Origin of the sequence: Streptomyces lydicus (assembly GCF_000717345.1) — a bacterium.
GTDB classification, from domain to species: domain Bacteria; phylum Actinomycetota; class Actinomycetes; order Streptomycetales; family Streptomycetaceae; genus Streptomyces; species Streptomyces lydicus.
The window spans coordinates 24,732-50,468 of record NZ_JNZA01000024.1 but is presented as its reverse complement, the minus strand read 5'-3'; the positions used below and the strand labels follow the sequence as shown (position 1 = coordinate 50,468).

Annotated in this window: 20 protein-coding genes; 9 read left to right on the top strand and 11 right to left on the bottom strand. The window is 71.5% G+C overall.

All coding sequences use genetic code 11. The annotated features are described in order from the left end of the window. Positions 1 to 18: 18 nt before the first annotated feature. The 3 genes from OO62_RS22685 to OO62_RS22675 form a co-directional block, all read right to left on the bottom strand. A complete protein-coding gene (locus OO62_RS22685) occupies positions 19 to 792 on the bottom strand; it encodes an ABC transporter permease (protein ID WP_033269435.1) in 774 nt (257 codons plus the stop codon). A gap of 136 nt (positions 793 to 928) precedes the next feature. Further along, complete coding sequence (locus OO62_RS22680; RefSeq protein WP_033269382.1) at positions 929 to 1,900, bottom strand: ABC transporter ATP-binding protein; 972 nt, start codon at positions 1,898 to 1,900, stop codon at positions 929 to 931. A 123-nt stretch (positions 1,901 to 2,023) separates the two neighbouring features. Beyond that, complete coding sequence (locus OO62_RS22675; protein WP_033269381.1) at positions 2,024 to 3,322, bottom strand: NYN domain-containing protein; 1,299 nt, start codon at positions 3,320 to 3,322, stop codon at positions 2,024 to 2,026. A 261-nt stretch (positions 3,323 to 3,583) separates the two neighbouring features. On the opposite strand from OO62_RS22675, the gene OO62_RS40015 reads away from it, so the two are divergent. Beyond that, entirely contained in the window at positions 3,584 to 3,751 is a 168-nt protein-coding gene (locus OO62_RS40015) for a hypothetical protein (RefSeq protein ID WP_164993272.1), read from the top strand. Between the two features lie 69 nt (positions 3,752 to 3,820). On the opposite strand, the gene dnaE is transcribed toward OO62_RS40015, so the two are convergent. Continuing rightward, positions 3,821 to 7,363, bottom strand: a complete 3,543-nt coding sequence (gene dnaE / locus OO62_RS22670) for a DNA polymerase III subunit alpha (RefSeq protein ID WP_033269380.1) — start codon at positions 7,361 to 7,363, stop codon at positions 3,821 to 3,823. Positions 7,364 to 7,532: 169 nt separating this feature from the next. Here dnaE and OO62_RS22665 point away from each other — a divergent pair, with 169 nt between their 5' ends. The 6 genes from OO62_RS22665 (at position 7,533) to OO62_RS22640 (ending at position 14,166) form a co-directional block, all read left to right on the top strand. Beyond that, positions 7,533 to 8,876 (top strand): DUF2252 domain-containing protein, encoded by a 1,344-nt coding sequence (locus OO62_RS22665; RefSeq protein ID WP_033269379.1) that lies wholly within the window; start codon positions 7,533 to 7,535, stop codon positions 8,874 to 8,876. A 124-nt stretch (positions 8,877 to 9,000) separates the two neighbouring features. Beyond that, positions 9,001 to 9,669: a membrane protein gene (locus tag OO62_RS22660; protein WP_033269378.1), complete on the top strand. Its 669-nt coding sequence runs from the start codon at positions 9,001 to 9,003 to the stop codon at positions 9,667 to 9,669. 114 nt (positions 9,670 to 9,783) lie between these two features. Beyond that, positions 9,784 to 10,647, top strand: a complete 864-nt coding sequence (locus OO62_RS22655) for a thioredoxin domain-containing protein (protein ID WP_033269377.1) — start codon at positions 9,784 to 9,786, stop codon at positions 10,645 to 10,647. Positions 10,648 to 10,749: 102 nt separating this feature from the next. Next, entirely contained in the window at positions 10,750 to 11,442 is a 693-nt protein-coding gene (locus OO62_RS22650) for a hypothetical protein (protein ID WP_051733525.1), read from the top strand. Between the two features lie 40 nt (positions 11,443 to 11,482). After that, entirely contained in the window at positions 11,483 to 12,400 is a 918-nt protein-coding gene (locus OO62_RS22645; protein WP_033269376.1) for a thioredoxin domain-containing protein, read from the top strand. A gap of 122 nt (positions 12,401 to 12,522) precedes the next feature. Then, complete coding sequence (locus OO62_RS22640; RefSeq protein ID WP_033269375.1) at positions 12,523 to 14,166, top strand: alkaline phosphatase D family protein; 1,644 nt, start codon at positions 12,523 to 12,525, stop codon at positions 14,164 to 14,166. A 77-nt stretch (positions 14,167 to 14,243) separates the two neighbouring features. On the opposite strand, the gene OO62_RS22635 is transcribed toward OO62_RS22640, so the two are convergent. Beyond that, complete coding sequence (locus OO62_RS22635) at positions 14,244 to 14,849, bottom strand: dienelactone hydrolase family protein (protein ID WP_033269374.1); 606 nt, start codon at positions 14,847 to 14,849, stop codon at positions 14,244 to 14,246. A 110-nt stretch (positions 14,850 to 14,959) separates the two neighbouring features. Here OO62_RS22635 and OO62_RS22630 point away from each other — a divergent pair, with 110 nt between their 5' ends. Next, entirely contained in the window at positions 14,960 to 16,024 is a 1,065-nt protein-coding gene (locus OO62_RS22630; protein ID WP_033269433.1) for a mechanosensitive ion channel family protein, read from the top strand. Positions 16,025 to 16,078: 54 nt separating this feature from the next. Here OO62_RS22630 and OO62_RS22625 read toward each other — a convergent pair whose 3' ends face one another. The 4 genes from OO62_RS22625 to OO62_RS38250 all read right to left on the bottom strand — a co-directional run bounded on the left by OO62_RS22625 (position 16,079) and on the right by OO62_RS38250 (position 20,257). Then, positions 16,079 to 17,677 (bottom strand): Na+/H+ antiporter, encoded by a 1,599-nt coding sequence (locus tag OO62_RS22625; protein WP_033269373.1) that lies wholly within the window; start codon positions 17,675 to 17,677, stop codon positions 16,079 to 16,081. Positions 17,678 to 17,779: 102 nt separating this feature from the next. After that, positions 17,780 to 18,721 (bottom strand): RluA family pseudouridine synthase, encoded by a 942-nt coding sequence (locus tag OO62_RS22620; RefSeq protein WP_033269372.1) that lies wholly within the window; start codon positions 18,719 to 18,721, stop codon positions 17,780 to 17,782. 67 nt (positions 18,722 to 18,788) lie between these two features. Then, positions 18,789 to 19,391, bottom strand: coding sequence for a signal peptidase II (gene lspA / locus OO62_RS22615; RefSeq protein WP_033269371.1), 603 nt, complete (start codon positions 19,389 to 19,391; stop codon positions 18,789 to 18,791). Between the two features lie 128 nt (positions 19,392 to 19,519). Continuing rightward, positions 19,520 to 20,257, bottom strand: a complete 738-nt coding sequence (locus tag OO62_RS38250; protein WP_078617317.1) for a TraR/DksA family transcriptional regulator — start codon at positions 20,255 to 20,257, stop codon at positions 19,520 to 19,522. A 631-nt stretch (positions 20,258 to 20,888) separates the two neighbouring features. Between OO62_RS38250 and ileS the strand changes: the two genes are divergently transcribed. Continuing rightward, positions 20,889 to 24,050 (top strand): isoleucine--tRNA ligase, encoded by a 3,162-nt coding sequence (gene ileS / locus OO62_RS22600; RefSeq protein ID WP_033269368.1) that lies wholly within the window; start codon positions 20,889 to 20,891, stop codon positions 24,048 to 24,050. A 173-nt stretch (positions 24,051 to 24,223) separates the two neighbouring features. Here ileS and OO62_RS37465 read toward each other — a convergent pair whose 3' ends face one another. Continuing rightward, on the bottom strand, positions 24,224 to 25,330 hold the full coding sequence (locus OO62_RS37465) for a DivIVA domain-containing protein (RefSeq protein WP_063739045.1): 1,107 nt from the start codon (positions 25,328 to 25,330) through the stop codon (positions 24,224 to 24,226). A gap of 49 nt (positions 25,331 to 25,379) precedes the next feature. Continuing rightward, a complete protein-coding gene (locus tag OO62_RS22585; RefSeq protein WP_006606159.1) occupies positions 25,380 to 25,673 on the bottom strand; it encodes a YggT family protein in 294 nt (97 codons plus the stop codon). Positions 25,674 to 25,737 lie beyond the last annotated feature (64 nt).

Genomic DNA, 25,737 nt, shown 5'->3' with positions numbered 1-25,737 from the left:
TCGGGGTGGCGGCGGCGCTCATCGGGCCGCCGCCCGCCGGTAGGCCCAGGTCGCGACGGCCAGCGAGAGCACGCCGACGGCCGCGCAGACGCCCAGGTCGGCGGCGACCGCGGCCCAGTCCGGGTGCGGGTCGAAGCTACGGGCCAGCGCCTCCACGCCGTAGGTCGACGGCAGCAGATCGCGCGCCCAGCCCACCACCTCGGGCATCCGCCCGGCCGGCAGCACGCCCAGCAGCAGTGCCGCCGACATGCCCAACTGGCCGCAGAGCGTGGCGAGTTCGGGGCGCGGGGCGAGCAGCCCGAGGGCCGCGCCCAGGCCGGCCAGCGCGGCCCCGGCGAGCGGGAGGACGGCGGCCAGCACCCAGAGGTTGGCCATCGGCAGCTGGAAGAGCACACAGCCGGTGACGGCGGTGACGATCGTCCCGGGCACGGTGAAGGAGGCGTACGCGCCGGCCGCGCCGAGCACCACCGCGGCCGGCGGCACGGGCAGCGTCGCGTAGTGGTCGAGTCCGCCGCCGGCCCGCAGCTGGCCGAAGTACTGGGCGAGCAGGTTGAGCGCCACGAAGGCGACGACCAGGACGCTGGAGCCGGAGACCACGGACCGCGCCGGGTCACCGCCGTCCACGACCCCGCGCAGCAGGACCATGATCCCGATGGACTGGAAGGTGGCGACGAACAGCAGCGGGATCCGGGCGACCCGGGCCCGGGAGAGCTGGGCGCGGTAGACGGCGCCGAGCGCCGGGCCGAAGCGGGCGCGCGGTGCCAGCGGGGCGGCCCCGTCCTCGGGCCACATCTCGGCGCCCGGGGACGCCCCGGCCACCGCCTGCGCGGAAACGACACTCACGCTGCCACCCGGCCTTCCTCTTTCCGTCCCCGATGTGCGATACGTCCCCGGCCCCCACCCGCGTTCAGCCGGCCGCCGCACCCGCTCACGCCTTCACCAGTCCCTCGCCCCGGCCGCCCAGCGCCAGGTAGACGTCCTCCAGGCTCGGCGTGGCCAGGGTGAAGTCGTCGAGGGCCGCGAAGGCGGGGCCCCCGGTGACCGCGGCGACGGCGGCGCGCGCCCGGTCGGCGGGCAGACGCAGGGTCCAGCGGCGGCCGGAGACACGGGCGGCCGGTTCCAGGGCGGCCACCTCGGGGACGTCCAGCGGCGGGCGGTCGCGCCAGACCAGCTCCAGCCGGACCTCGTCGCTCACCCTGTCCTTCAGTCCGCCGGGCGTGTCGCAGGCGATCACCCGGCCGCGGTCGATCACCGCGACCCGGTCGAGCACGCTCTCGGCCTCCAGCACGTTGTGGGTCACCAGCACCACCGTCGCACCGCGCTCCGCCCGGCGCCGGTCCACCGCGGCCCACACGGCGCGCCGCGCGACCGGGTCCATGCCGGTGGTGGGCTCGTCCAGCACCAGCAGCGGACGCTCACCGATCAGCGCGGTGGCGACGCAGGCCAGCCGCCGCTGCCCGCCGGACAGCTTCTTCAGCGCCCGGCCCGCGAGGTCCGTGAGGCCCAGTTCCTCGACCACCGCGTCCCGCTCGGCGCGCGCCGCACGGGTGGCCAGGCCGCGCAGCCGGCCGGTGGTCTCCACGGCGAGGGCGACCGTCATCTCGTCCAGGGCGGTGGACTCCTGCCCCAGGTAGCCGAGCAGCCGGGCGGCCCGCTCCGGGTGGCGCACCAGGTCGTGGCCCAGTACGGCGATGCTGCCGGAGTCCGGGCGCAGCAGCCCGGTCAGCTGGCGGACCAGGGTGGACTTGCCGGCGCCGTTGGGGCCGAGCAGCCCGAAGATCTCGCCGCGGCGTACGTCCAGGGTGATGCCGTCGTTGGCCCGTACGGCGGGCGCCTGTGCCGCACCGCGGCGCCCGCGCATCGCGGGGTACGTCTTGACCAGGTCCCGCACGGCGCACACCGGCCCGCCGCGCTCCGCCTGTGTTGCGCCCGTCCTCACGAGCTACGAGGGTACGCGTCCCCGGGCCGTCCCCGGCCCGCGGGGCACCCGGGGGCGAGCCGGGATCGGGGCGGCGGGCGCAGGTCAGTCGCCGGCCGGGGCGTGCTCGGCGGCCGTCCGCAGATCGACCTCGCGCCAGAACCCGGCCCGGATCGCGTAGCGGTCGTGCTCGTCGATCTGGTCGTCCTTGTGGGCGAGCAGCCCGAACCGGGCGGCGTAGCGCAGCAGTTCGCCGTCGATGCGGTGCGGGATGCGCGGGTACTCGGTGGACAGCTGCTGGAGGTGGACCGTGTCGGAGAGCCGCTCGGTCCAGCGGCGGGCGAAGACCTGGCCGACCTCGAAGGGGTCGCCGCCGACCGCGGTGATGTCCTCCTCGCGGTCGGCCCAGCGCTGCTCGGCGCTGGTGAGCTGGGCGAGGGTGGGCAGGCCGGCGGTCTCGGCGGGCTCCCCCAGCGGGCCGCCGCGCTCGACCCAGCCCTTGTCGGAGGACCAGCGCAGGGTGGCGCCGGCCGGGGACTGGGTGCCGTTGCCGGCCGCGCCCTGGCCGGCGGCGCGGTCCCGGCCGAGTCCGGCGAGGTCCTTGGGGGTGGGAACGCCCTTCCCGGCGGTGGAGCCCGGCTCGGCGCCGGCCGCCCGGACACCGTCGGCGGCCGTGCCGTGCCCGGACCCGTTGACCGCGCCGTTGCCCTCGTGGCCGCGGACGCCGGACTCCGGGCCGCCGGAGGAGGCCGCTGCCGCCGCGGCCGCCGCCACCGCGGACTCGGGCAGCGGCGCGGAGAGGATCGCGGCGATCTCGGGGCGGGGCGCGGGCGGCGAGGCGCAGGGCCCGCCGAGCTCCTTGGCGCGCACCGCACGGGTGATCCAGCTGCGGTCGAGCACCCGGCGCTCATCGGCCTCGGCGACCAGGTCCTCGGACTGGTTGTAGTCGCCGTCCGCGGCCTGGACGGCCCACAGGTGGACGGCGACGCCGTGCTCCTTCGCCGACATCAGGCCCGGCAGCAGATCACCGTCGCCGGTCACCAGGACGATGTCGGAACAGGCGCGGTTACGGGCGAGCTCGGTCAGCTCGGCGTGCATCGCGGCGTCCACGCCCTTCTGCGCCCAGCGGCCGTCGCTACGGGTCAGGGCGCCCAGCCGGACGGTGACCCGGGGCATCACCCGCAGCCGGCGGTGCTCGGGCTGGGGGACGCGGTCCGGGGCGCCGTCGAACCAGTAGATCCGCAGCAGCGGACGTTCGGTGTCCGCCTCGGCGCGCTGGCGCAGTCCCTGGATGAGGGCGGCGTGATCGACCGTGATCCGGGAACGTGCGGGCTCTCCGGCGAGCAGGCTCGCGGCGGCGCCGAGCAAATACCCGGCGTCCACGAGGACGACACAGCGATCCACGTTCCACCCTCTTCCTGAGGTGCTGAAGTCCGGTCGCCCCCCGGCTCGGCCCGTGGCACGAGTTCTCTTCGAGTCTGCCCGACCGTACGGGCGTTATCTGTCCGAACTCGATCATCGGCGTGGCGGATTCGGCGGGGATCCCGGGTACAGCGTGTGATCGACCGTATTACGCAGGGTAATTGCCCGAAATGCAGGCTTCTGTCCGGCGTGTAAGTCTGGTCCCGGCCCCGATCCCAGATTCCCCCTCAGGAGGCAACGGTCATGGCCAAGGACAAGAAGCAGAACCGAAGTCAGCAGAAGGCTTCCGCGGCCGAGCGCGGCCAGCAGGACGCCCACAAGTCGGCCATGGAAGCCCAGACGCGGTCCACCGGAGCCACTCCCGGCGACCTCGCCCGCAAGAACCGCGAGCGGCGCTTCGGTCACAACTGACATATGGCGCAGAGAAGTTGAGGGGCGCGTCCACGGCGGACGCGCCCCTCGGGGTAACTCGCTCCGGCGTCAGCCCGCCAGGCAGGACGGACCGAGCAGCACCTTGAGATCGCCGAACAGGGACGGGTCGGGCGTGACCCGGTGCCGGTCCAGCCGCAGCACGGTGGTCTTGCGCGCTCCCTGGAGCTTGATCCGCACCTCCGTCGAGCCGCGGTGGCTGCTGAGCACCTCACCGAGCTTCTCGACCATCGGCGGGGTGACCTTCACCGTCGGAATGGTGATCGTCACCGGGGCGTTGGTGCCGGCCTCCGAGAGGTCGGGGACCATCATCTCCATGGCGACCAGCCGCGGGATGTCCTCGCGCTTGTCGAGGCGGCCCTTGACGAACACCACGGTGTCCTCGACGAGTTGGGTGGACACCAGCTGGTAGGTCGCCGGGAAGAACATGCAGTCGATGGAGCCGGCCAGGTCCTCGACGGTGGCGATGGCCCAGGCGTTGCCCTGCTTGGTCATCTTGCGCTGGAGGCCGGAGATGATGCCGCCGATGGTGACGATCGAGCCGTCGGAGTAGTCGCCGCCGGTGAGCTGGGCGATGGCGGCGTCCGCCTTGTCGGACAGCACGTGCTCCAGCCCGAAGAGCGGGTGGTCGGAGACGTAGAGGCCGAGCATCTCCCGCTCCTGGGCGAGGAGGTAGGTCTTGTCCCACTCGATGTCGGAGAACTCCACGTCCAGACCGAAGCCGGGGCCCTCGTCCGCGCTGTCGTCGCCCATGCCGCCGAAGAGGTCGAACTGCCCCTCGGCCTCCTTGCGCTTGACCTGGACGACGTTGTCGATCATCGGCTCGTAGTGCGCCATCAGGCCCTTGCGGGTGTGGCCCATCTCGTCGAACGCGCCGGCCTTGATCAGCGATTCGGTGGTGCGCTTGTTGCAGACGACCGCGTCGACCTTGTCGAGGTAGTCGGGGAAGGAGGAGTACTTCCCCTTGGCCTTGCGGCACCGGATGATCGAGTCGACGACGTTCTGGCCGACGTTGCGGACCGCGGTGAGGCCGAAGAGGATCACGTCGTCGCCCTGGGCCGCGAAGTTCGCCTCGGACTCGTTGACGTTCGGCGGGAGCACCTTGATGCCCATGCGCCGGCACTCGTTCAGATAGACCGCCGACTTGTCCTTGTCGTCGCGCACGGAGGTCAGCAGCGCGGACATGTACTCGGCCGGGTAGTTGGCCTTGAGGTAGGCGGTCCAGTATGTGACCAGGCCGTACGCGGAGGAGTGCGCCTTGTTGAAGGCGTAGCCGGCGAACGGGACCAGGACGTCCCACAGCGCCTGGATGGCCTGGTCGGAGAAGCCCTTCTTCTTCGCGCCCTCCTGGAAGAGCACGAAGTTCTTCGCCAGCTCCTCGGGCTTCTTCTTGCCCATGACGCGGCGGAGGATGTCGGCCTCGCCGAGGGAGTACCCGGCGATGATCTGGGCGGCCTTCTGCACCTGCTCCTGGTAGACGATCAGGCCGTAGGTGAGGCCGAGGACCTCCTTGAGGGGCTCCTCCAGCTCCGGGTGGATCGGGGTGATCTCCTGGAGGCCGTTCTTGCGCAGCGCGTAGTTGGTGTGCGAGTCCATGCCCATCGGGCCCGGGCGGTACAGGGCCGAGACGGCGGAAATGTCCTCGAAGTTGTCGGGCTTCATCAGCCGCAGCAGCGAGCGCATCGGGCCGCCGTCGAACTGGAACACGCCGAGCGTGTCACCGCGGCAGAGCATCTCGTACGTCTTGGGGTCGTCCAGCGGGACGGAGAGCAGCTCCAGCTCGACGCCCTTGTTCTTCTTCACCATCTTGACGGCGTCGTCCATGATGGTGAGGTTGCGCAGGCCCAGGAAGTCCATCTTCAGCAGGCCCAGCGACTCGCACTGGGGGTAGTCCCACTGCGTGATGGTGACGTTGTCGGTGTGCCTGACCCAGACCGGGGCGTGGTCGACGATGGGCTCGCTGGACATGATCACGCCGGCCGCGTGCACACCCATCTGCCGGACCAGGCCCTCGACGCCCTTGGCGGTGTCGATGACCTTCTTCACGTCCGGTTCGTTCTCGTACATCGCCCGGATCTCGCCCGCCTCGCTGTAGCGCGGGTGGCTGGGGTTGGTGATGCCGTCGAGGTCGATGCCCTTGCCGAGGACGTCGGCGGGCATGGCCTTGGTGAGCCGGTCGCCCATCGCGTACGGGTAGCCCAGGACGCGCGCGGAGTCCTTGATGGCGTTCTTCGCCTTGATCTTGCCGTAGGTGCCGATCATGGCGACCTTGTCGGCGCCGTACTTCTCCGTGACGTACCGGATGACCTCGACGCGCCGGCGCTCGTCGAAGTCGATGTCGACATCGGGCATGGACACGCGCTCGGGGTTGAGGAACCGCTCGAAGATCAGCCCGTGCTCGATCGGGTCGAGGTCGGTGATGCCCATGGCGTACGCCACGATCGAACCGGCCGCGGAACCACGGCCGGGGCCGACCGCGATGCCGTTGTTCTTGGCCCACATGATGAAGTCGGCGACGACGAGGAAGTAGCCCGGGAACCCCATCTGGATGATGACGTCCATCTCGTACTCGGCCTGCTTCTGGCGGTCCTCGGGGACGCCGCCGGGGAAGCGGCGCTGCATGCCGACCCGGACCTCCTCCTGGAACCAGGTGACCTCGGTGTAGCCCTCCGGGATGTCGAACTTGGGCATCAGGTCGCGCTTCTCGAACATCCCGGAGGTGTCGACCTGCTCGGCGACGAGCAGGGTGTTGGCGCAGCCCTGCTGCCAGGCGTCCGAGGAGTCGATGGCGTACATCTCCTCCGTGGACTTGAGGTAGTAGCCCGTGCCGTCGAAGCGGAAGCGGTCGGGGTCGGAGAGGTTCTTGCCGGTCTGGATGCACAGCAGCGCGTCGTGCGCCGTCGACTCGTGCGCGTAGGTGTAGTGCGAGTCGTTGGTCACCAGCGGCGGGATGCCCAGTTCCTTGCCGATCTTCAGCAGATCGTCGCGGACCCGGCGCTCGATCTCGATGCCGTGGTCCATCAGCTCCAGGAAGTACCGGTCCTTGCCGAAGATGTCCTGGTACTCGGCGGCGGCCTTGCGCGCCTCCTCGTACTGACCCAGCCGCAGCCGGGTCTGGAGCTCACCGGACGGGCAGCCGGTGGAGGCGATCAGGCCCTCCGACCACTGGGCGATGGTCTCCTTGTCCATCCGCGGCCACTTCTGCAGCCAGCCCTCGGCGTACGCGTCGGAGGAGAGCCGGAAGAGGTTGTGCAGACCGGTCTTGTTCGCCGCCCAGATCGTCTTGTGCGTGTAACCACCGGAACCGGAGACGTCGTCGCGCTTCTGGTGCGGCTGGCCCCACTGGATCTTGCGCTTGTTGCGCCGCGACTCGGGCGCCACGTACGCCTCGATCCCGATGATCGGCGTGACCCCGGCCTTCTGCGCCGAGTGGAAGAAGTCGTAGGCGCCGTGGAGGTTGCCGTGGTCGGACATCGCGATGTGCGTCATGCCCATCTCGTTGGCCGCCTTGAACATGTCCGACAGCCGCGCCGCACCGTCCAGCAGCGAGTACTGGGTGTGGACATGCAGATGCGTGAACGGCGGCTTGGCCACGGTGCGGGACCTCCAGAGGACGGTTGGTGGAACGGTGTCGAAGTCTACGACTCCCCACTGACAATCGCGGGGCACTCACGAGTAGCCTCGCCCGTTGTCAGGAGCAGATCCGCGACCCGGATCCGCCCGGCTCTCCGTATCTTTCACGCACTTCAGGAGGCACCCAGCGATGCCGTCCCAGCACGCCCCGGCGCAGGACGCCGCGCAGCGCGGCGAGGAGATCCTCGCCGTCTTCGACACCGCCTTCGGAGAGCTGCTCGCCGCCGACCCCGCGGCCTTCCGCGTCAAGTTCCGGAAGATGGCCGCCTCCGCCTTCGCCTTCTACCGGGGCACGGCCTGCCTGTTCTACCGCGACCTGGAGGACGGGAAGGACAGCGGCCCGTATCTGGACGAGCGGACCGGCCGGGTGTGGATCCACGGCGATCTGCACGCCGAGAACTTCGGTACGTACATGGACGCCACGGGCCGGCTGATCTTCAACGTCAACGACTTCGACGAGGCGTACGTCGGCCCGTTCACCTGGGACCTGAAGCGGTTCGCCGCCTCCGTCGCGCTGATCGGCTACGCCAAGGCGCTCAGCGACAAGCAGATCACCGATCTGGTGCGGACCTACGCCGCCGCCTACCGGGAGCGGATCCACGCCCTGGCGTCCAGGACCCGGGCCTTCGACGGGGACGAGCTGCCGCCGTTCACCCTGGACACCGCGGAGGGCCCGCTGCTGGGCGCGCTGCGCGACGCCCGTTCGCTGACCCGGTTCGCGCTGCTGGACTCGATGACCGAGATCCGTGACTTCGAGCGGCGCTTCGCGGAGGGCGGTGGCAGCGTCGAGCTGGACGCGGCCACCCGCTACAAGGTGCTCGCCGCCTTCGACGGCTATCTGGAGACGCTGCCGGAGTCGAGCCTGACCCGCCCGGACTCCTACCGGGTCAAGGACGTGGTGGGCCGGCGCGGCATCGGCATCGGCTCGGCCGGTCTGCCGTCGTACAACATCCTGCTCGAGGGCAACAGCGACGCCCTGGAGAACGACGTGGTGATCTACATGAAGCAGGCGCAGACCCCGGCGGTCTCCCGGCACATCACCGATGCCGCGGTGCGCGGCTACTTCCAGCACGAGGGCCACCGCACGGTCATCTCCCAGCGCGCGCTGCAGGACCACGCCGACCCCTGGCTGGGCTGGACCGAGCTGGACGGCGCCGGCCAGCTGGTCGCCGAGATCTCGCCGTACGCGGTCGACCTGGACTGGTCGGACATCGACGACCCGGAGGAGATCTCCGCCGTGGTCGCCGACCTGGGGCGGGCGACGGCCACGATGCACGCCGCGGCCGACGACGAGAGCGGCCACTCCCTGGTGCCCTTCTCGACCGAGCGGGCCATAGACGCGGCCATCGCCGCCGACGAGGAGGGCTTCGCCCCGCTGCTGGTGGACTTCGCGCACTCCTACGGCGCCCGGGCCCGCGCCGACCACCAGATCTTCGTGGACCTCTTCCGCAACGGCCGGATCCCGGGCCTGTAGGACGGCGCGGCGCAGGCGGCGCCACAGGGGCGGGCGTGCCGTGCGGCGGCCGGAATTTCCGGTCCGTACGGGTTCGCACCCCCTTAGGCGCCGCTTACCCCGGCCCATGGCACACTCGGCAGCAATGGACATCTCGGCGGCACATCTGCGGGCACTGCGCGCGGCGCTCTTCACGGCGCTGTGCGTGACGCTGTCCGCGGCGTCCCATGTGCTGCTGTCCCGTATGCCGCTGCCGCCGGCCACCGTCGCCGCGCTGTCCGCGGCCGTCTTCGCGCTCGCCTACGCGCTGGCCGGCCGCGAGCGCGGCTACTGGCGGATCGCGGCGCTGCTGGTGCCCGTGGAACTCGCCGCCGACCTGGTCTTCAGCATCGGGCAGCACACCTGTTACGGCGGGGCGGGCGGTCCGGTCGCCGGGCCGCTGCGCTCGCTGGGCGTGGATCTGCTGTGCGGCGGCGGAGCGGTCGGCGGCCCGCTGACCCGGCTGTCCGAGGACGCCGCCGCGCCCGCCGCGCCCGGCACGGTCTGGCTGCTGCTGCTCGCGGCCCACCTGGCCGTCGGGCTGCTGGCGGCCGGCTGGCTGCGCCGCGGCGAGGCCGCGCTGGCCCAGCTGCTGGGCGCGGTGGCCGGCTTCGCCTTCCGCCCGCTGCTGATCGCGGTCGCGGTCATCGGCGCCACCGCCGCTCCCCGCCGCCCGGCGCCGGCCCCGGTACGGACCGGGCACCCCGCCCGCACCGCTCCCCTGCTCGTGCACTGTGTCGTGCGCCGCGGGCCGCCCTGCGCGCTCGCCGCGTAGCAGCCGGCTCTCCCGTCCGGCCGCGCGGCGTGCGTACGCCCGCGCGCGTACGCCCTCGACGGCACGCACAGCACCTCTCGATGTCCCACGGATTTTCACGGAGCAGGAACAGTCATGAGCAACCGCAACAGCCAGGCCAACAAGCAGGCAGCCCGCGAGCGGCTGCGCGCGGAGCGTGCACGGCAGGCGAAGAAGGAGAAGGTCCGCCGGCAGCTGATCGTCGGCGGGGCGATCGTCGCCGTCCTGGCGATAGCCGGTGGTATCGGGGTCGCGGTCACGAACTCGGGCGGCGGCGACTCGGGCGGTACCGCCGCCGACAGCGCGGGCGGCAGCCAGGTCTGGGCGAAGGCCGCCAAGGCCAAGCTCGTCAAGCCGGCCAACACCTCCGGCGCCAACGGCACCACCGTCGTGATCGGCAAGCCGGACGCCAAGAACACCCTCAGCCTCTTCGAGGACCCGCGCTGCCCCGGCTGCGCCAACTTCGAGCAGAACGTCGGCACGACCGTCGAGAAGGACATCAAGGACGGCAGGTACAAGGCCGCCTACCACCTGGGCACGTTCCTCGACACCAACCTCAAGGGCACCGGCTCCAAGAACGCGCTGTCCGCGCTGGGCGCCGCGCTCAACGTCAGCCCGGACGCCTTCCTCAAGTACAAGTACGCGCTGTACTCCAAGACGTACCACCCGGACGAGACCGGTCCGGACAAGTTCGCCGACGACAGCTACCTGATCAAGGTCGCCGACACCGTGCCGGCGCTCAAGGGCAACGCCGCCTTCCAGAAGGACGTCAAGGGCGGCACGTTCGACCGGTGGGCGCTGGAGATGTCCACCGAGTTCAACGGGCACAAGGAAGTCGCCAGCACCCCGACGCTGAAGGTCAACGACACCGTCATCGGCACGGACAGCGCCCAGGGCAAGGTGGCCCCGTCGACCGTGCCCGCCTTCAACTCCATGGTCGACAAGGAGCTGAAGAAGTGACCCGGTCACGGCCGTGACCCCCGGCCGGCGTGCGGACCCGCACGCCGGCCGATGCCAAATCTTGACCCGGGCCCCTGCCGTGCACATGGCAGACTCCCGCCCATGCAGGCGAGGGGAGCGCGCCCGGAGGCCGCGCCGTGGGCTGAACTCAGGGTGGTGCGGGCGGCGCTGTTCACCGCGCTGTGCACCACGCTGTCCGCGGCCTCCCACGTCCTGCTGTCGCACACCCCGTTGCCGCCCGCGACGGTCGTCGCGGTCTGCGCCGGGGTGTTCGCCGCGGCCTACGCGCTGACCGGCCGGCGGCGCGGCTACCGTGCCGTCGCCGCGCTGCTGGTCCCGCTGGAGCTGGCCGCGGACACCGTCTTCACCGCCGGGCAGCACACCTGTTACGGCCCGGCCGGCGGCCCCCTCGCCGGCCCGCTGCGCTCGGTCGGCGTGCATCTGCTGTGCCGGGGCGGCGAGTTGGGCTCCCCGCTGGCCGGTATCACCGCCCGCCCGGCCTTTCCGCTGCCGCCGGCCGCGGCGCCCTGGCTGCTGCTCGCGGCACACCTGGCCGTCGGACTGTTGGCGGCCGGCTGGCTGCACCGCGGCGACGCCGCCCTGGACGCCCTGCTGCGCACGGCCGCGACCGCCACCTTCCGGCCCCTGCTGACCGCCGTCGCGGTGGCCGGCGCCGCGCCCCTCCCGCCCCGCCGGCGGATCCGCCCGCTGCGCCCGCTGCCGCCGGCCCGCCCGCTCCCCCTCCTCGTGCACTGCGTACGGCGCCGCGGCCCTCCCCGTACGGCCGCCGCCTGACCCGTCCGTACGAGCCATCAGACCCTTGAGGGGACCCCCCATGAGCACCCGTAACAGCCAGGCGAGCAAGACCGCGGCCCGCGAACGCATCCGGGCCGAGCGCGAGCGCCAGAAGAAGAAGGACCGGATGCGCCGCCAGCTCGTCGTGGCGGTCTCGGTCGTCGGCGTGCTGGCCGTGGCCGGCGGCATCGGCTTCGCCGTGATGAAGGCCAACGAGCCGACCGGCTGGGAGGCCGCCAAGGAGGCCCCGCAGGTCGCACCGGCGCACACCCAGGGCAAGGACCACACCGAGATCCTGATAGGCGACCCGAAGGCCACCCAGACGCTGGAGGTCTTCGAGGACGTCCGCTGCCCGGCCTGTGCGGCGTTCGAGCAGAGCAGCGGCACGGCGCTGCTGAAGGACATCAAGGACGGCCGCTACAAGGTCCGTTACACGATGTACTCGTTCATCGACGGCATGCAGGGCGGCGAGGGCTCGAAGAACGCGCTGAGCGCGCTCGGCGCCGCGCTGAACGTCAGCCCGGAGGCGTTCCTGAAGTACAAGACCGCGCTGTACTCCACCAAGTTCCACCCCGATGAGCGCGAGGACCTCTACGCCAAGGACTCCGAGCTGCTCAAGGTCGCCGCCGAGGTGCCGGAGCTGAAGAACAACAAGGCGTTCGAGACGGCGGTCAAGAAGGGCACCTACGACCGCTGGACGATGGACATGACCGCGCTCTTCGGCCGCAAGGGCGTCAAGGGCACGCCGACGTTCATGCACGGCGACAAGAAGCTGGTGATGGACCAGATCCCGCAGCGCCGGATGACGGAGGCGCAGTACAACCAGCTCGCGCTGGCCGGCTTCAAGAAGATGATCGACAAGGAGTTCGGCCCGGCGAAGGGCACGGGGGCCGGCAAGGGCTCCGGCGGCGGGAAGGGCATCCGTGAGGGCGAGAAGGACCCCACGGGCGGCCACTGAGCGGCCGGCCCGCCGGGAGCGGGCCCGCCGTCCTTACGGCACGGGGACGGGAGGGCGAATTCTCGGAAATCCCGGGATTCACCCTCCCGTTGATGTCCTACCGGCCAGTAAGGTGAGCGCCCGTGACCGCTCATGACCAGATATCACGCCGCTCCGCCGTTACGGCCGTAGCCGCCACCGCCGCCCTCCTGCCGTTCGCCGGCGCCACCGCCGCGCACGCCCAACAGGCCACGGAACAGGGCCAGTTCTTCCAGCACGGGGTCGCCTCCGGAGACCCCCTCCCGGACGGCGTCCTGCTGTGGACCCGGGTCACCCCCACACCGTCGGCCACCCCGGGCTCCGGCCGCGGACCTGCCACCGAGGTCACGTGGGAGGTGGCGGGCGACAAGGGCTTCACCACCGTCGTCGCACACGGCAAGGTGACCGCCTCCGCGGACCACGACCACACCGTCAAGGCGGACGTCCGCGGCCTGCGCCCGGCCACCACCTACTACTACCGCTTCGCCGCCGGCGGCGGGTACTCCCCCGTCGGCCGCACCCGCACCGCCCCCGCGCACGACACCGCGGCCGGCAACGTCCGCTTCGGCGTGGTCTCCTGCGCCAACTGGGAGTCCGGCTACTTCTCGGCGTACCGGCACCTGGCCGCCCGTACCGAGCTGGACGCGGTGCTGCACCTCGGCGACTACCTCTACGAGTACAAGTCCGGCGAGTTCCCGGACTTCAAGTACGTGGTCCGCCCGCACACCCCCGCCCACGAACTGCTCACCCTCGCCGACTACCGCATCCGGCACGGCGCCCACAAGGCCGACCCGGACGCCCTGGCCATGCACGCCACCCACCCGGTCATCGCCATCTGGGACGACCACGAGTTCGCCGACAACGCCTGGAAGGGCGGCGCGGTCAACCACACCCCGGGCACCGAGGGCTCCTGGTCCGCGCGGGTGGCCGCGGCCAAGCAGGCGTACTTCGAGTGGATGCCGGTGCGCCCGTCGATCGCCGGCACCACCTACCGCCGGCTGCGCTTCGGCACCCTGGCCGACCTGCACCTGCTGGACCTGCGGTCGTTCCGCGACGAGCAGGCGAAGCCGGGCAGCGGCGCGGTCGACGACCCGAGCCGGACGATCACCGGCCGGGCCCAGCTGGACTGGCTCAAGGCCGGCCTGGAACGCTCCGACACCGCCTGGCGTCTGGTCGGCACCTCGGTGATGATCTCGCAGGTGGCCTTCGGCTCGGTGCCCGCGCACCTGCTCGGCCCGCTCGCCGAGATCCTCGGCATCCCCAAGGAGGGCCTGGCGGTCAACACCGACCAGTGGGACGGCTACACCGACGACCGGCGCGAGCTGCTCGGCCACCTCAGCGACCGCGGCATCGACAACACCGTCTTCCTGACCGGCGACATCCACATGGCGTGGGCCAACGACGTGCCCCTGGAGGCGGCGACCTACCCCGCCACCCGGCCGGTGGCGACGGAGTTCGTGGTCACCTCCGTCACCTCCGACAACGTGGACGACTTCCTGCACGTCGCCCCGCACACGGTCTCGCTGGTCGGCGTCGCCGCCATCCGGGCCGCCAACCGGCACGTGAAGTGGCTGGACATGGACTCGCACGGCTACGGCGTCCTGGACGTCACCGCCGCGCGCACCCAGATGGACTACTTCGCCGTCTCGGACAAGACCGACCCCGCCGCCACCAGCAAGCACCTGCGCTCGTACCGCACCCTGACCGGCAGCCGGCAGGTGGAGCGGGCGGACGGGCCGGTCGTCTAGGCCGTTTTCTTTCGGATCATGCCGGGCCGGCGGCCGCCCGGCCCCGGGTCGCCGGGCGGCGGGCGCCGGCCCGGCGCTCAGAGCTCGGCCAGGAACCCCAGGGCCACCTTCCAGGCGCTCTCCGCCGCCTCGGCGTCGTGGTCCGGCAGATCCGGGTCGGTGAAGAGATGGCCGGCGCCGGCGTAGCGGAACACCTCTACGTCCGCGCCGGCCCGGCGCATCTGGAGGTACCAGGCGTTCAGCCAGTCGTGCGGCTCGTACGGGTCCGGGTCGGCGACGTGCAGCTGCACCGGCAGGTCCTCGGCGACCGCGCCCTCGGCGATGTCGGAGGTGCCGTGCAGCAGGAGCAGCCCGCGGGTCTTCTCGTCGCTCAGCGCGAGGGTCTGGGCGACCGAGCCGCCGAAGGAGAAACCGGCGTAGACCACCCCGCGGTCCGAGTACGGTGCGACGGCCGTGACGGCGCGCTTGAGCAGCTCCTCCTTGCCGATCTCGTCCTTGATCAGGATCCCGTCCGGCACCGATCCGGCGGTCCGGCCGTCGAACAGGTCGGGGACGATCACCTCGTGTCCCGCGGCACGCAGCCGGTCCGCCGCGGCGTGCACCGCGGGGCGCAGCCCGCACACCGAATGGAACAGCACAATCGTCAAGGGCCCGCTGGTCGCGGGCTCGGCGGAGGCCGGCACTGCATCACTCCCTGGTTCGGATCGTTGTGACCCATCGTGCCAGTTACGGTCGGTGGGACCGGGTACCAGCACACCAGAGTGCATCCCATCCGAGGAGGATTCCCGTGTCCGTGGAGGACGTGCTGCGACCGATCGCCGTCATCGGCGGCTCGATCCTGCTCACCCTCGTCCTGGTCTGGCTCGCAGACCGGGCGCTGCGCCGGATCGACACCGCCCACCCCGAGACCCCGCTGTGGGGGCTGCTGCGGCGCTGCCGGATACCGCTTCAGGTGGTGCTCTGCGCGGCCCTGCTGCGCGGTTCCTACGACCAGAGCGGGCTGACGGTGGCGAAGGAGCACGCGGCGGGGATCGGCCAGGTGCTGACGCTGGTGCTGATCGCGGCCACCGCCTGGCTGGTGGTGCGCGCCGCGGCGGCGATCGTCGAGTCGTCGTACTCGCGCTACGCGGCGAGCGCCCGGGACATCGCACGGGTGCGGCGGGTGCGCACCCAGGTGACGCTGATCCAGCGGGTGGTCACGGCCGTGGTGATCGTCGTCGCGGCGGCCTCGATGCTGCTGACGTTCCCGGAGATGCAGGCGTTCGGCACGTCCGTGCTGGCGTCCGCCGGACTGCTGGGCATCGTCGCCGGTATCGCCGCCCAGTCCACCCTCGGCAACCTCTTCGCCGGGCTGCAGATCGCCTTCGGCGACATGGTCCGCATCGGCGACACGGTCGTGGTGGACGGCGAATGGGGCACCGTCGAGGAGATCACCCTGACGTTCCTGACCGTACGGACGTGGGACGAGCGGCGGATCACCATGCCGGTGTCGTACTTCACCGGCAAGCCGTTCGAGAACTGGTCGCGCGGCGGCGCGCAGATGACCGGCACGGTGCTGTTCCACCTCGACCACAGCGCGCCGGTGGAGAAGATGCGGCAGCGGCTGCTGGAGATCCTTCAGGAGTGCCCGGAGTGGGACGGCAGGTCCTGGAGCCTGGTGGTCACCGACACCACGCCCACCACGGTCGTGGTGCGGGCGCTGGTCACCGCGCGGGACTCGGACGCCATATGGACGGTGCGCTGCACGGTCCGCGAGCAGATGCTCGAATGGCTGCGGACCGAGCACGCCTACGCGCTGCCGCGGATCAGCACCGCGCCGGCGCCGCAGGACCGCGTCGGGGAGCTGCCGGAGCGCTGACCGGCCGCACCCGGCAGGCGCGTGCCGCCGGGGCGGCCGGGCGCCCCGGGAGGACTACGGCACGCCGCCCCGCAGGCTGCGCACGTCCAGATGGCGCAGCACCCGGTCCACGACCTCCGGGTCCACCCCGGGCTCGCTGCGCGCCGCCAGCACCTCGTGCCGGGCGGCGGAGAGCATCTCGTTCTGGATGCGCTGCACCTTCTTGAGCCGGGAGATCCGCTTCTCGAAGAGTTCCCGGCGCTCGTCGTCGACGATCTCCGGCGCGATCCGGGCACCGATGTCGTGCGCGCGCCGCGCCAGCTGCTCGCTGACCTCGTCGGGCAGCTCCTCGACCTCCAGGATCTCCTTCAGCCGCCGCTTGGACGCCTTGATCACCCGCAGCGCCAGCTCCCGCTCCAGCGCGTCGACGGCATCGGTGTCGGCCCGGACCCGCAGTTTGCGCACCAGCCAGGGCAGGGTGAGGCCCTGGATGAGGAGGGTGCTGAGCACCACCGCGAAGGCGATGAAGAGGATGTCGTCGCGGGCCGGGAAGTCGTTGCCGCCGTCGATCGCGTACGGGATGGCCAGGGCCAGTGCCACCGAGGCCACCCCGCGCATCCCCGACCACCACATGATGAGGGTCTCCCGCCAGCTCATCGGGATCTCCTCGTCGTAGTCGCGGAGCTTGTGCATCCGCTTGGCCAGCCAGGCGGCGGGCAGCAGCCACAGCAGGCGGACGCCGACGACCACCCCGACGACGGCGGCGCCGGCGCCGAGCAGCTGGCCCCAACGGTGCGAGGCCGCCCCGAAGATGTTGTGCAGCTCCAGACCGATCAGCCCGAAGGCGACACCGGTGACGAGGGTGTCGACGACCTCCCAGAAGGTGTAGCCGGCGAGCCGCCCCATCACATCGTCCGGATCGACCGCGTACTCGGCCAGGAACAGCGCGCAGGTCAGCACCGCGAGCACGCCGGATCCCCGGAAGTTCTCGGCCAGGACGTAGGCGACGAACGGCACCAGCAGCGTCAGGCCGATCTGCAGCGTCGGGTCGCCGAGCAGCCCCATCAGCTTGTTGGTGACCCAGCCCAGCAGCAGGCCGACCGCTATGGCGACCACGGCGGAGAGCACCAGCGAGCCGACCGCCCCGGGCACCGAGAACGTTCCGCTGACCGCCGCGGTGAGCGCCACGTGGTACAGCACGATGGCGGTGACGTCGTTGAACAGCCCCTCGCCCTCCAGGATCGACACCATCCGGCGGGGCAGCCCGAGCTTGCCGGCGACGGCGGTCGCGGCCACCGGGTCGGGCGGGGCGACCAGCGCGCCGAGCACCACCGCGGCAGCCACCGGCAACCCGGGCACCACCGCCTGCGCGACGGCGGCGACCGCGGCGGTGGTGGCGAAGACCAGGGCCACGGCGAGCAGGAAGATAGGCCGGAGGTTGGCGGTGAACTGCCGCCAGGAGGTGCGCTGCACGGCCGCGTAGAGCAGCGGCGGCAGCACCACCGGCAGGATGAACTCGGGCGGCACCTCGACGTTGGGCACGAACGGCAGCAGTGCCAGGACGGCCCCGCCGAGGGTCATCAGCACGGGTGACGGAAGTCCCAGCCGGTCGCCGACCGGAACCATGACCACGGCTCCGAGCAACAGGACGAAGATCAGAGCCAGCTGGTCCACGGTGGCTACGCTCCGGGGTCGGATTCGATCACTTGCCGCCCCCAGCGTGCCACGACACCGGCGGTTGCCCGCGGTGCCGGCCCCTGCGTGATACCCGCCGCGTCAGCTGCTCTCGTCCCGCACGGTGTCCAGGGCCTGCTGCAGATCGGCCGGGTAGCCGCTCTCGAACTCGACCCAGCTGCCGTCGGAGGGGTGCTCGAAGCCCAGCCGGACCGCGTGCAGCCACTGCCGGCCGACGCCCAGCCGCTTGGCGAGGGTGGGGTCCGCGCCGTAGGTCAGGTCACCGACGCAGGGGTGGCGGTGGGCGGCCATGTGCACCCGGATCTGGTGGGTGCGCCCGGTCTCCAGCTTGATGTCGAGCAGGCTGGCCGCGCGGAACGCCTCGATCAGGTCGTAGTGCGTGACCGACGCCTTGCCCTCGGCGGTGACCGCCCACTTGTAGTCGTGCTGCGGGTGCCGGCCGATGGGCGCGTCGATGGTGCCGCTCATCGGGTCCGGGTGGCCCTGCACCAGGGCGTGGTAGCGCTTGTCGGGGACGCGCTCCTTGAACTGCCGCTTCAGCGACGTGTACGCCCGCTCGGACTTGGCGACGACCATCAGGCCCGAGGTGCCGACGTCGAGGCGGTGCACAATGCCCTGGCGCTCGGCGGCGCCGGAGGTGGAGATGCGGTAGCCGGCCGCGGCCAGCCCGCCGATGACGGTCGTGCCCGTCCAGCCGGGGCTGGGGTGCGCGGCGACGCCGACCGGCTTGACGATCACGACGATGTCGTCGTCGTCATGGACGATCTCCATGCCCTCGACGGGCTCGGCGACGATCTCCACGGGCTGCGCGGCCTGCGGCATCTCGACTTCCAGCCAGGCACCGCCGTGCACCCGCTCGGACTTCATCACCTCGGACCCGTCGACCCGGACCTTGCCGGCGGCGGCCAGCTCGGCCGCCTTCGTACGGGAGAAGCCGAACATCCGGGCCAGCGCGGCGTCGACGCGCTCGCCCTCCAGGCCGTCCGGTACGGGCAGGGTGCGGATCTCGGGAATGGTGCTCACCCCACGAGTATGGCAGTCCCACCGTGGTGCCCTGCCCGGCGGCCGGGCGCCGGCGACCGACGCCCCGTCAGTCCTTGTGGACCGTGCCGTCGGGGTCGAGCCCGCGGAAGGAGAGGATCACGATCAGGATGCCGCCGCAGACGATCGCGGAGTCGGCGAGGTTGAAGACCGCGAAGTGCGCGGGGGCGATGAAGTCGACCACCGCGCCCTCGAAGATCCCCGGCGAGCGGAAGATCCGGTCGGTGAGGTTGCCGAAGGCGCCGCCGAGCAGCAGGCCGAGGGCGAGGGCCCAGGGCAGGCTGTAGAGCTTGCGGGCGATCCGGGCGATCACCACGATCACGGCCGCCGCGATGATCGTCAGGAAGATCGTCAGCGCCTCGCCGATGCCGAACGCGGCCCCGCGGTTGCGGATCACGCTGAACTGCAGCAGCGTCCCGATGACCTCGATGGGCTCGTGGTGCTCCAGCTTCTCGACGACGAGGAGCTTGCTGCCCAGGTCGAGGAGGTAGACCAGGAACGCGACCAGCAGCAGCGCGGCGATCCGCCGCTTGCCGCGGCCGGCGCCCTGCTCCGGCTCCGCCGGCCCTCCCCCTTCGGCCCCCGGTGCGGGGTCCGTCCCGGAGCCCGGCTCGGGTTCCGGCGTACCGGTGATGCGCTCCGCCTCTGCCACGTGTGAGTCCCTCAGCCCGTCGTGTCCACGGCCAGGCCGTGCCTGGCTGAACCACGAGAGTACGGCACACACGTACGGCGGCGGGCGGTACGGGTGCCGCCCGCGACGACCTCTTCCGCGGACCGGCCTCAGCGGCGCTCCTGCTGCTGTTTGCACTCCACACACAACGTCGCCCGGGGGAACGCCTGCATCCGCGCCTTGCCGATCGGTTTGCCGCAGTTCTCGCACAGCCCGTAGGTGCCCGCGTCCAGCCGGCTGAGGGCCCGTTCGGTCTGGTGGAGCATCTCGCGGGCGTTGGAGGCGAGCGCCAGCTCGTGTTCGCGGGTGATGTTCTTGGTGCCGGTATCGGCCTCGTCGTCACCGGCGCCGTCCCCGGAGTCCCGCATCAGGCCCGCGATGGCGTCCTCCGCCGTGGTGATCTCCAGCCGCAGCCGCACGGTCTCCTCCATCAGCGCGGTGCGCGCCTCGGCGACCTCGGCGGACGTCCAGGGGTCCTCGCCGGGCCGTACCGCCAGCTCCTCCGGTGCCGCGGCCGTCCGGGCGGTCGGCACCGCGTCCTCGCCGTGCGCCCCGGTCGTCGCGGCCGCCGTCTTCTTCGCCACCGTGTGCGCTCCCGTCTTCCTAGCGGGCACCGCGGCCTTCTTGGCCGGAGCCTTCTTCGCGGTCTTCTTCGCCGCTGTCCTGCCGGCCGTGGTCTTCGCGGCCGCGACCTTCCCGGTCGTGGTCGTGCCGGCCGCCGTCTTCTTGGCGGCGGCCTTCTTCGGAGCGGCCTTCTTCGGTGCGTCGTGCCTCGGCGCAGGCTGCTTCGCGACGGCCTCGTCGGCAGGCGTCGTGCTCTTCTCCGCGGCGGTCTTTTTCGCCACCATGGCCGCGACCCCTTCACATATGTGACTTTGTTCGCGAATCGTGACGGGAACGATAAATCGCCGCAGAGCACGCGGCAACGGGACGCACCGCCCCATCGGGTCCTGCCACCCGGCCCGGAGGTCCGGTCTGCCTCGGTTGTGCCCCGCTGTCCGCCCGGTAATCCGCCCGGCGGGCGGGCACCCGGCTGCTGGCCATTCGGGTCATCCGGGCGGCGCGGCGCCCCCGGTAGCGCGCCCGCCGGCCCGCTCCGGCCCCGCGGCGCAGAAATACGGTCGGCCGCTGTCGGTGCGGCCCCGTACACTGGGCCCAGCGAGAGGCTTTGACGGGACGAGTAGCGCCGTACGCAGCCAGCAGCGACCCGGGGACGGTGGAAGCCCGGGGGTGTGCGCGACGTGAAGATCAGCCCGGAGCCGCCGGAAGAAAGTTTTGGACAGTGGGCTCCGCCCACGGGCTTGGACAGTGGGCTCCGCCCACGGCCCCCGGGCCACCCAAGGCGAGTAGAACCGGCAGCGCGACCCCAATGAGGGGGCGGTGCGGTGCGCACCGCCAAGGAGGGTGGTACCGCGGGAGCCGAGGCTCTCGTCCCTCCGGACGGAGAACGCAGCAGGTGTCCGCCGGAGGAAGCCCCCGATGACCGATCAGCCCCGGTACCGCCAGGTACCCGCCCAGGTAGACCTCCCCGCCCTCGAGCACGCGGTGCTCGATTTCTGGCAGGAGCAGAAGGTCTTCGCCCGTACCCTCCAGCAGTCCGAGGGCCGGCCCGAGTGGGTCTTCTACGAAGGCCCCCCGACCGCGAACGGCATGCCCGGCGCCCACCACATCGAGGCGCGCGTCTTCAAGGACGTCTTCCCCCGCTTCCGGACGATGCAGGGCTACCACGTCGACCGCAAGGCCGGCTGGGACTGCCACGGCCTCCCGGTCGAGCTGGCCGTGGAGAAGGAGCTGGGCTTCAACGGCAAGAAAGACATCGAGGCGTACGGCATCGCCGAGTTCAATGCCAAGTGCCGTGAGTCGGTGACCCGGCACACCGACGCGTTCGCCGAGCTGACGACGCGGATGGGCTACTGGACCGACCTGGACGCCCCGTACCGCACGATGGACCCCGACTACATCGAGTCGGTGTGGTGGTCGCTGAAGGAGATCTTCAACAAGGGCCTGCTGGTCCAGGACCACCGCGTCGCCCCCTGGTGCCCGCGCTGCGGCACCGGCCTGTCGGACCACGAGCTGGCGCAGGGCTACGAGACCGTCGTCGACCCCTCGGTCTTCGTCCGCCTCCCGCTGACCTCCGGCCCGCTGGCCGGCGAGGCGTCCCTGCTGATCTGGACGACGACCCCCTGGACCCTGGTCTCCAACACGGCCGCCGCCGCGCACCCGGACGTGACGTACGTCGTCGCCACCGACGGCACCGAGAAGCTGGTCGTCGCCGAGCCGCTGCTGGAGAAGGCCCTCGGCGAGGGCTGGCAGCCCACCGGCCAGTCCTTCACCGGCCGCGAGATGGAGCGCTGGGCCTACGAGCGCCCGTTCTCCCTCGTCGAGCTGGAGGGCGCCAACTTCGTCGTCAACGCCGAGTACGTGACCACCGACGACGGTACGGGCCTGGTCCACCAGGCGCCCGCCTTCGGTGAGGACGACCTCAAGACCTGCAAGGCGTACGGCCTCCCGGTCGTCAACCCGGTCCGCCCCGACGGCACCTTCGAGGAGCAGCTCCCGCTCGTCGGCGGCCAGTTCTTCAAGAAGGCCGACGAGGCCCTGGTGGCCGATCTCGACGCCCGCGGCCTGCTGTTCCGGCACATCGCCTACGAGCACAGCTACCCGCACTGCTGGCGCTGCCACACCGCGCTGCTGTACTACGCCCAGCCGTCCTGGTACATCCGCACCACCGCGGTCAAGGACGCCCTGCTCCGCGAGAACGAGAACACCAACTGGTACCCGGAGTCGGTCAAGCACGGCCGCTTCGGCGACTGGCTGAACAACAACATCGACTGGGCGCTGTCCCGCAACCGCTACTGGGGCACCCCGCTGCCCATCTGGCGCTGCGAGGAGGACCACCTCACCTGCGTCGGCTCGCTCACCGAGCTGTCCGACCTGACCGGCACCGACCAGTCCGGCCTGGACCCGCACCGCCCGTACATCGACGACGTCACCTTCACCTGCTCCCACGAGGGCTGCTCGCGCACCGCCGTCCGGGTCCCGGAGGTCATCGACGCCTGGTACGACTCGGGCTCGATGCCGTTCGCGCAGTGGGGCTACCCGCACCGCAACAAGGAGCTGTTCGAGAAGCGCTACCCGGCGCAGTTCATCTCGGAGGCCATCGACCAGACCCGCGGCTGGTTCTACACGCTGATGGCCGTCGGCACCCTGGTCTTCGACAAGTCGTCCTACGAGAACGTGGTCTGCCTGGGCCACATCCTCGCCGAGGACGGCCGGAAGATGTCCAAGCACCTGGGCAACACCCTCCAGCCGATCCCGCTGATGGACCAGCACGGCGCCGACGCGGTCCGCTGGTTCATGGCCGCCGGCGGCTCCCCCTGGTCCGCGCGCCGGGTGGGCCACAGCACCATCCAGGAAGTCGTCCGCAAGACGCTCCTGACGTACTGGAACACCGTCGCCTTCCAGGCGCTGTACGCCCGTACGTCCGACTGGGCGCCGTCCGCGGCCGACCCGGCCCCCGCCGACCGCCCGCTGCTGGACCGCTGGCTGCTGGGCGAGCTGAACACCCTGGTCGAGCAGGTCACCGAGTCCCTGGAGGGCTTCGACACCCAGCGTGCCGGCAAGGTGCTGTCGGCCTTCGTCGACGACCTCTCCAACTGGTACGTCCGCCGCTCCCGCCGCCGCTTCTGGCAGGGCGACCCGGCCGCGCTGCGGACCCTGCACGAGGTCATCGAGACGGTCACCCGCCTGATGGCGCCGCTGACCCCGTTCATCACCGAGCGGGTCTGGCAGGACCTGGTCGTCCCGGTCACCCCGGACGCCCCGGCCTCCGTCCACCTCGCCGGCTGGCCGGTCGCCGACAAGGCGGCCATCGACCCGGCGCTGTCGGCCCAAATGCTGCTGGTCCGCCGGCTGGTCGAGCTGGGCCGGGCGACCCGCGCCGAGTCCGGCGTCAAGACCCGCCAGCCGCTGTCCCGGGCACTGGTCGCGGCGCACGGCTTCGCCGACCTGACCGAGGACCTGCGCGCGCAGATCGCCGAGGAGCTCAACGTCAGCTCGCTGGCCTCGCTCGCCGAATCCTCCTCTGGTCAAGGGGGCGGCGGTTCCCTCGTCGACACCACCGCCAAGGCCAACTTCCGCGCCCTCGGCAAGCGGTTCGGCAAGGGCGTCCAGGCGGTCGCGAAGGCCGTCGCCGCCGCGGACGCCGCGGCCCTCTCGCTCGCGCTGCGCGAAGGCACGGCGAGCGTCGAGGTCGACGGCGAGACCGTCACCCTCGCCCCGGACGAGGTGATCATCACCGAGACCCCGCGCGAGGGGTGGTCGGTGGCCTCCGACGCCGGCGCCACGGTCGCCCTGGACCTGGAGATCACCCCGGAGCTGCGCCGGGCGGGCCTGGCCCGCGACGCGATCCGGCTGATCCAGGAGGCCCGGAAGAACAGCGGCCTGGACGTCGCCGACCGGATCGCGCTGCGCTGGCAGTCCACGGACGAGGAGGTCCGTACGGCGCTGACCGACCACACCGGCCTGATCTCCGACGAGGTGCTCGCCACGGACTTCGCCCCCGGCGAGGCCGACGACAGCTACGGCTCCGCCTTCGCGGACGAGACACTGGCACTGACGTTCCGCCTCCGTAAGGCGTAATCTCCCCGTTCGCACACGTGCCCCGGCGCCACCCGCGCCGGGGCACTTCTCTTTGCCCACCGCCTCCCCCGCCCGCACCGCCCGGCCGTGTTCCGGGCAGCGCAAAGGGCCGGGCCCCGAGGAAATCCCTCGGGGCCCGGCCCTGATTGCCGACGGTACGCGCTAGGCGGACCTCAGTTGTCGTCCTCGTCGATCAGGAAGCCGCGCATCGGCGACGGCGTCTGCTGCATCGGCGACGGACCCTGCGGCCGCACCGGAGCCATCGGCTGCGTCATCGCCGGCGACATCTGCTGCTGACCGCCGTACGACGGGGCGTTGCTGGACTGACCGGCCATGGAGTGGTTGCCGCTCATCGACTGGCCACCACCCATGGTGTGGTTACCGCCCATGGTGCCGGCACCGGCCGACGCCATCGACGGGGACGGCGGCAGCGAAGCAGCCGCCGGCGTCCGCGGCGGGGCCAGCGAGTCGTCCGCCTGGTTCTCCAGCTGACGCAGCTGGCTCTCCAGGTAGGACTTCAGCCGCGTGCGGTACTCGCGCTCGAAGCCGCGCAGGTCCTCGACCTTGCGCTCCAGCGTCGCGCGGGCCGACTCCAGCGAGCCCATCGCCACGCGGTGCTTCTCCTGCGCGTCCCGCTCCAGCGCGTCGGCCTTGGCGCGGGCGTCCCGCTCCAGACCCTCGGCACGGCTGCGGGCCTCGCCGACGATCTTGTTGGCCTCGGAACGGGCCTCCGCGATCGCCTGGTCGGCGGTCTGCTGCGCCAGCGACAGCACGCGCGCGGCGCTGTCACCACCGGGGCCGCCCTGCGGGCCGCCCTGCTGGAGCTGCTGCGGTCCACCGGGGCCGCCCATCGGGCCACCCATGGGACCGCCGGGGCCCATCGGACCGGGGCCGTGCGGGCCCTGCGGGCCGTGGCCACCGGGACCAGGAGGCAGCTGCGGTGCACCACCGGGCAGTTGGGGCGGGCCACCCATCCCCTGCTGCTGCGGCGGGACCGGCTGCGGACCGGATATGGCGGCGGGCACGGGAGCCCCGGGACGCTGCTGCTGCTCCTGCTGCTGGTCCGGTCCCTTGCGCAGGCCCTGCTGCTGCTGGTTCTGCGCCGCGGCGCGGGTGGCAGCGGCCAGCTTGGCGCGCAGGTCCTCGTTCTCCCGCAGGAGCCGGGTCAGTTCGGCTTCGACCTCATCGAGGAAGGCATCGACCTCGTCCTCGTCATAGCCTTCTCGGAGGCGGACGGTCGTGAACTGCTTGTTCCGCACGTCCTCGGGGGTCAACGGCATCTCTACTTCACCTCAACGTAGTCGTCGGCAATCGGCAAGACCGTATCGTTCACACCAACAACACCGACCTCACGACGGTGATCAGGATGTACACGATGATCATCAATACGAAGAAGGACAGGTCGAGCGCCACGCCCCCGAGACGCAGCGGCGGAATGACCCGCCGCAGAAGCTTGAGTGGCGGATCAGTGACAGTGTAGGCGGCCTCCAGAACGACCACCATCGCCTTGCCGGGTTGCCATGAACGGGCGAATTGGAACACATAGTCCATCACCAGGCGGAAGATCAACACGATCAGGAAGCAGTACAGCGCGATGTAGATCACCTGACCAAAGACACTCATCTCGCGCAGTCCCTCTCCCCTTGCCTTGCTTCTGTGTTGACCTCACGGCCCCGGTGTGCCCGGT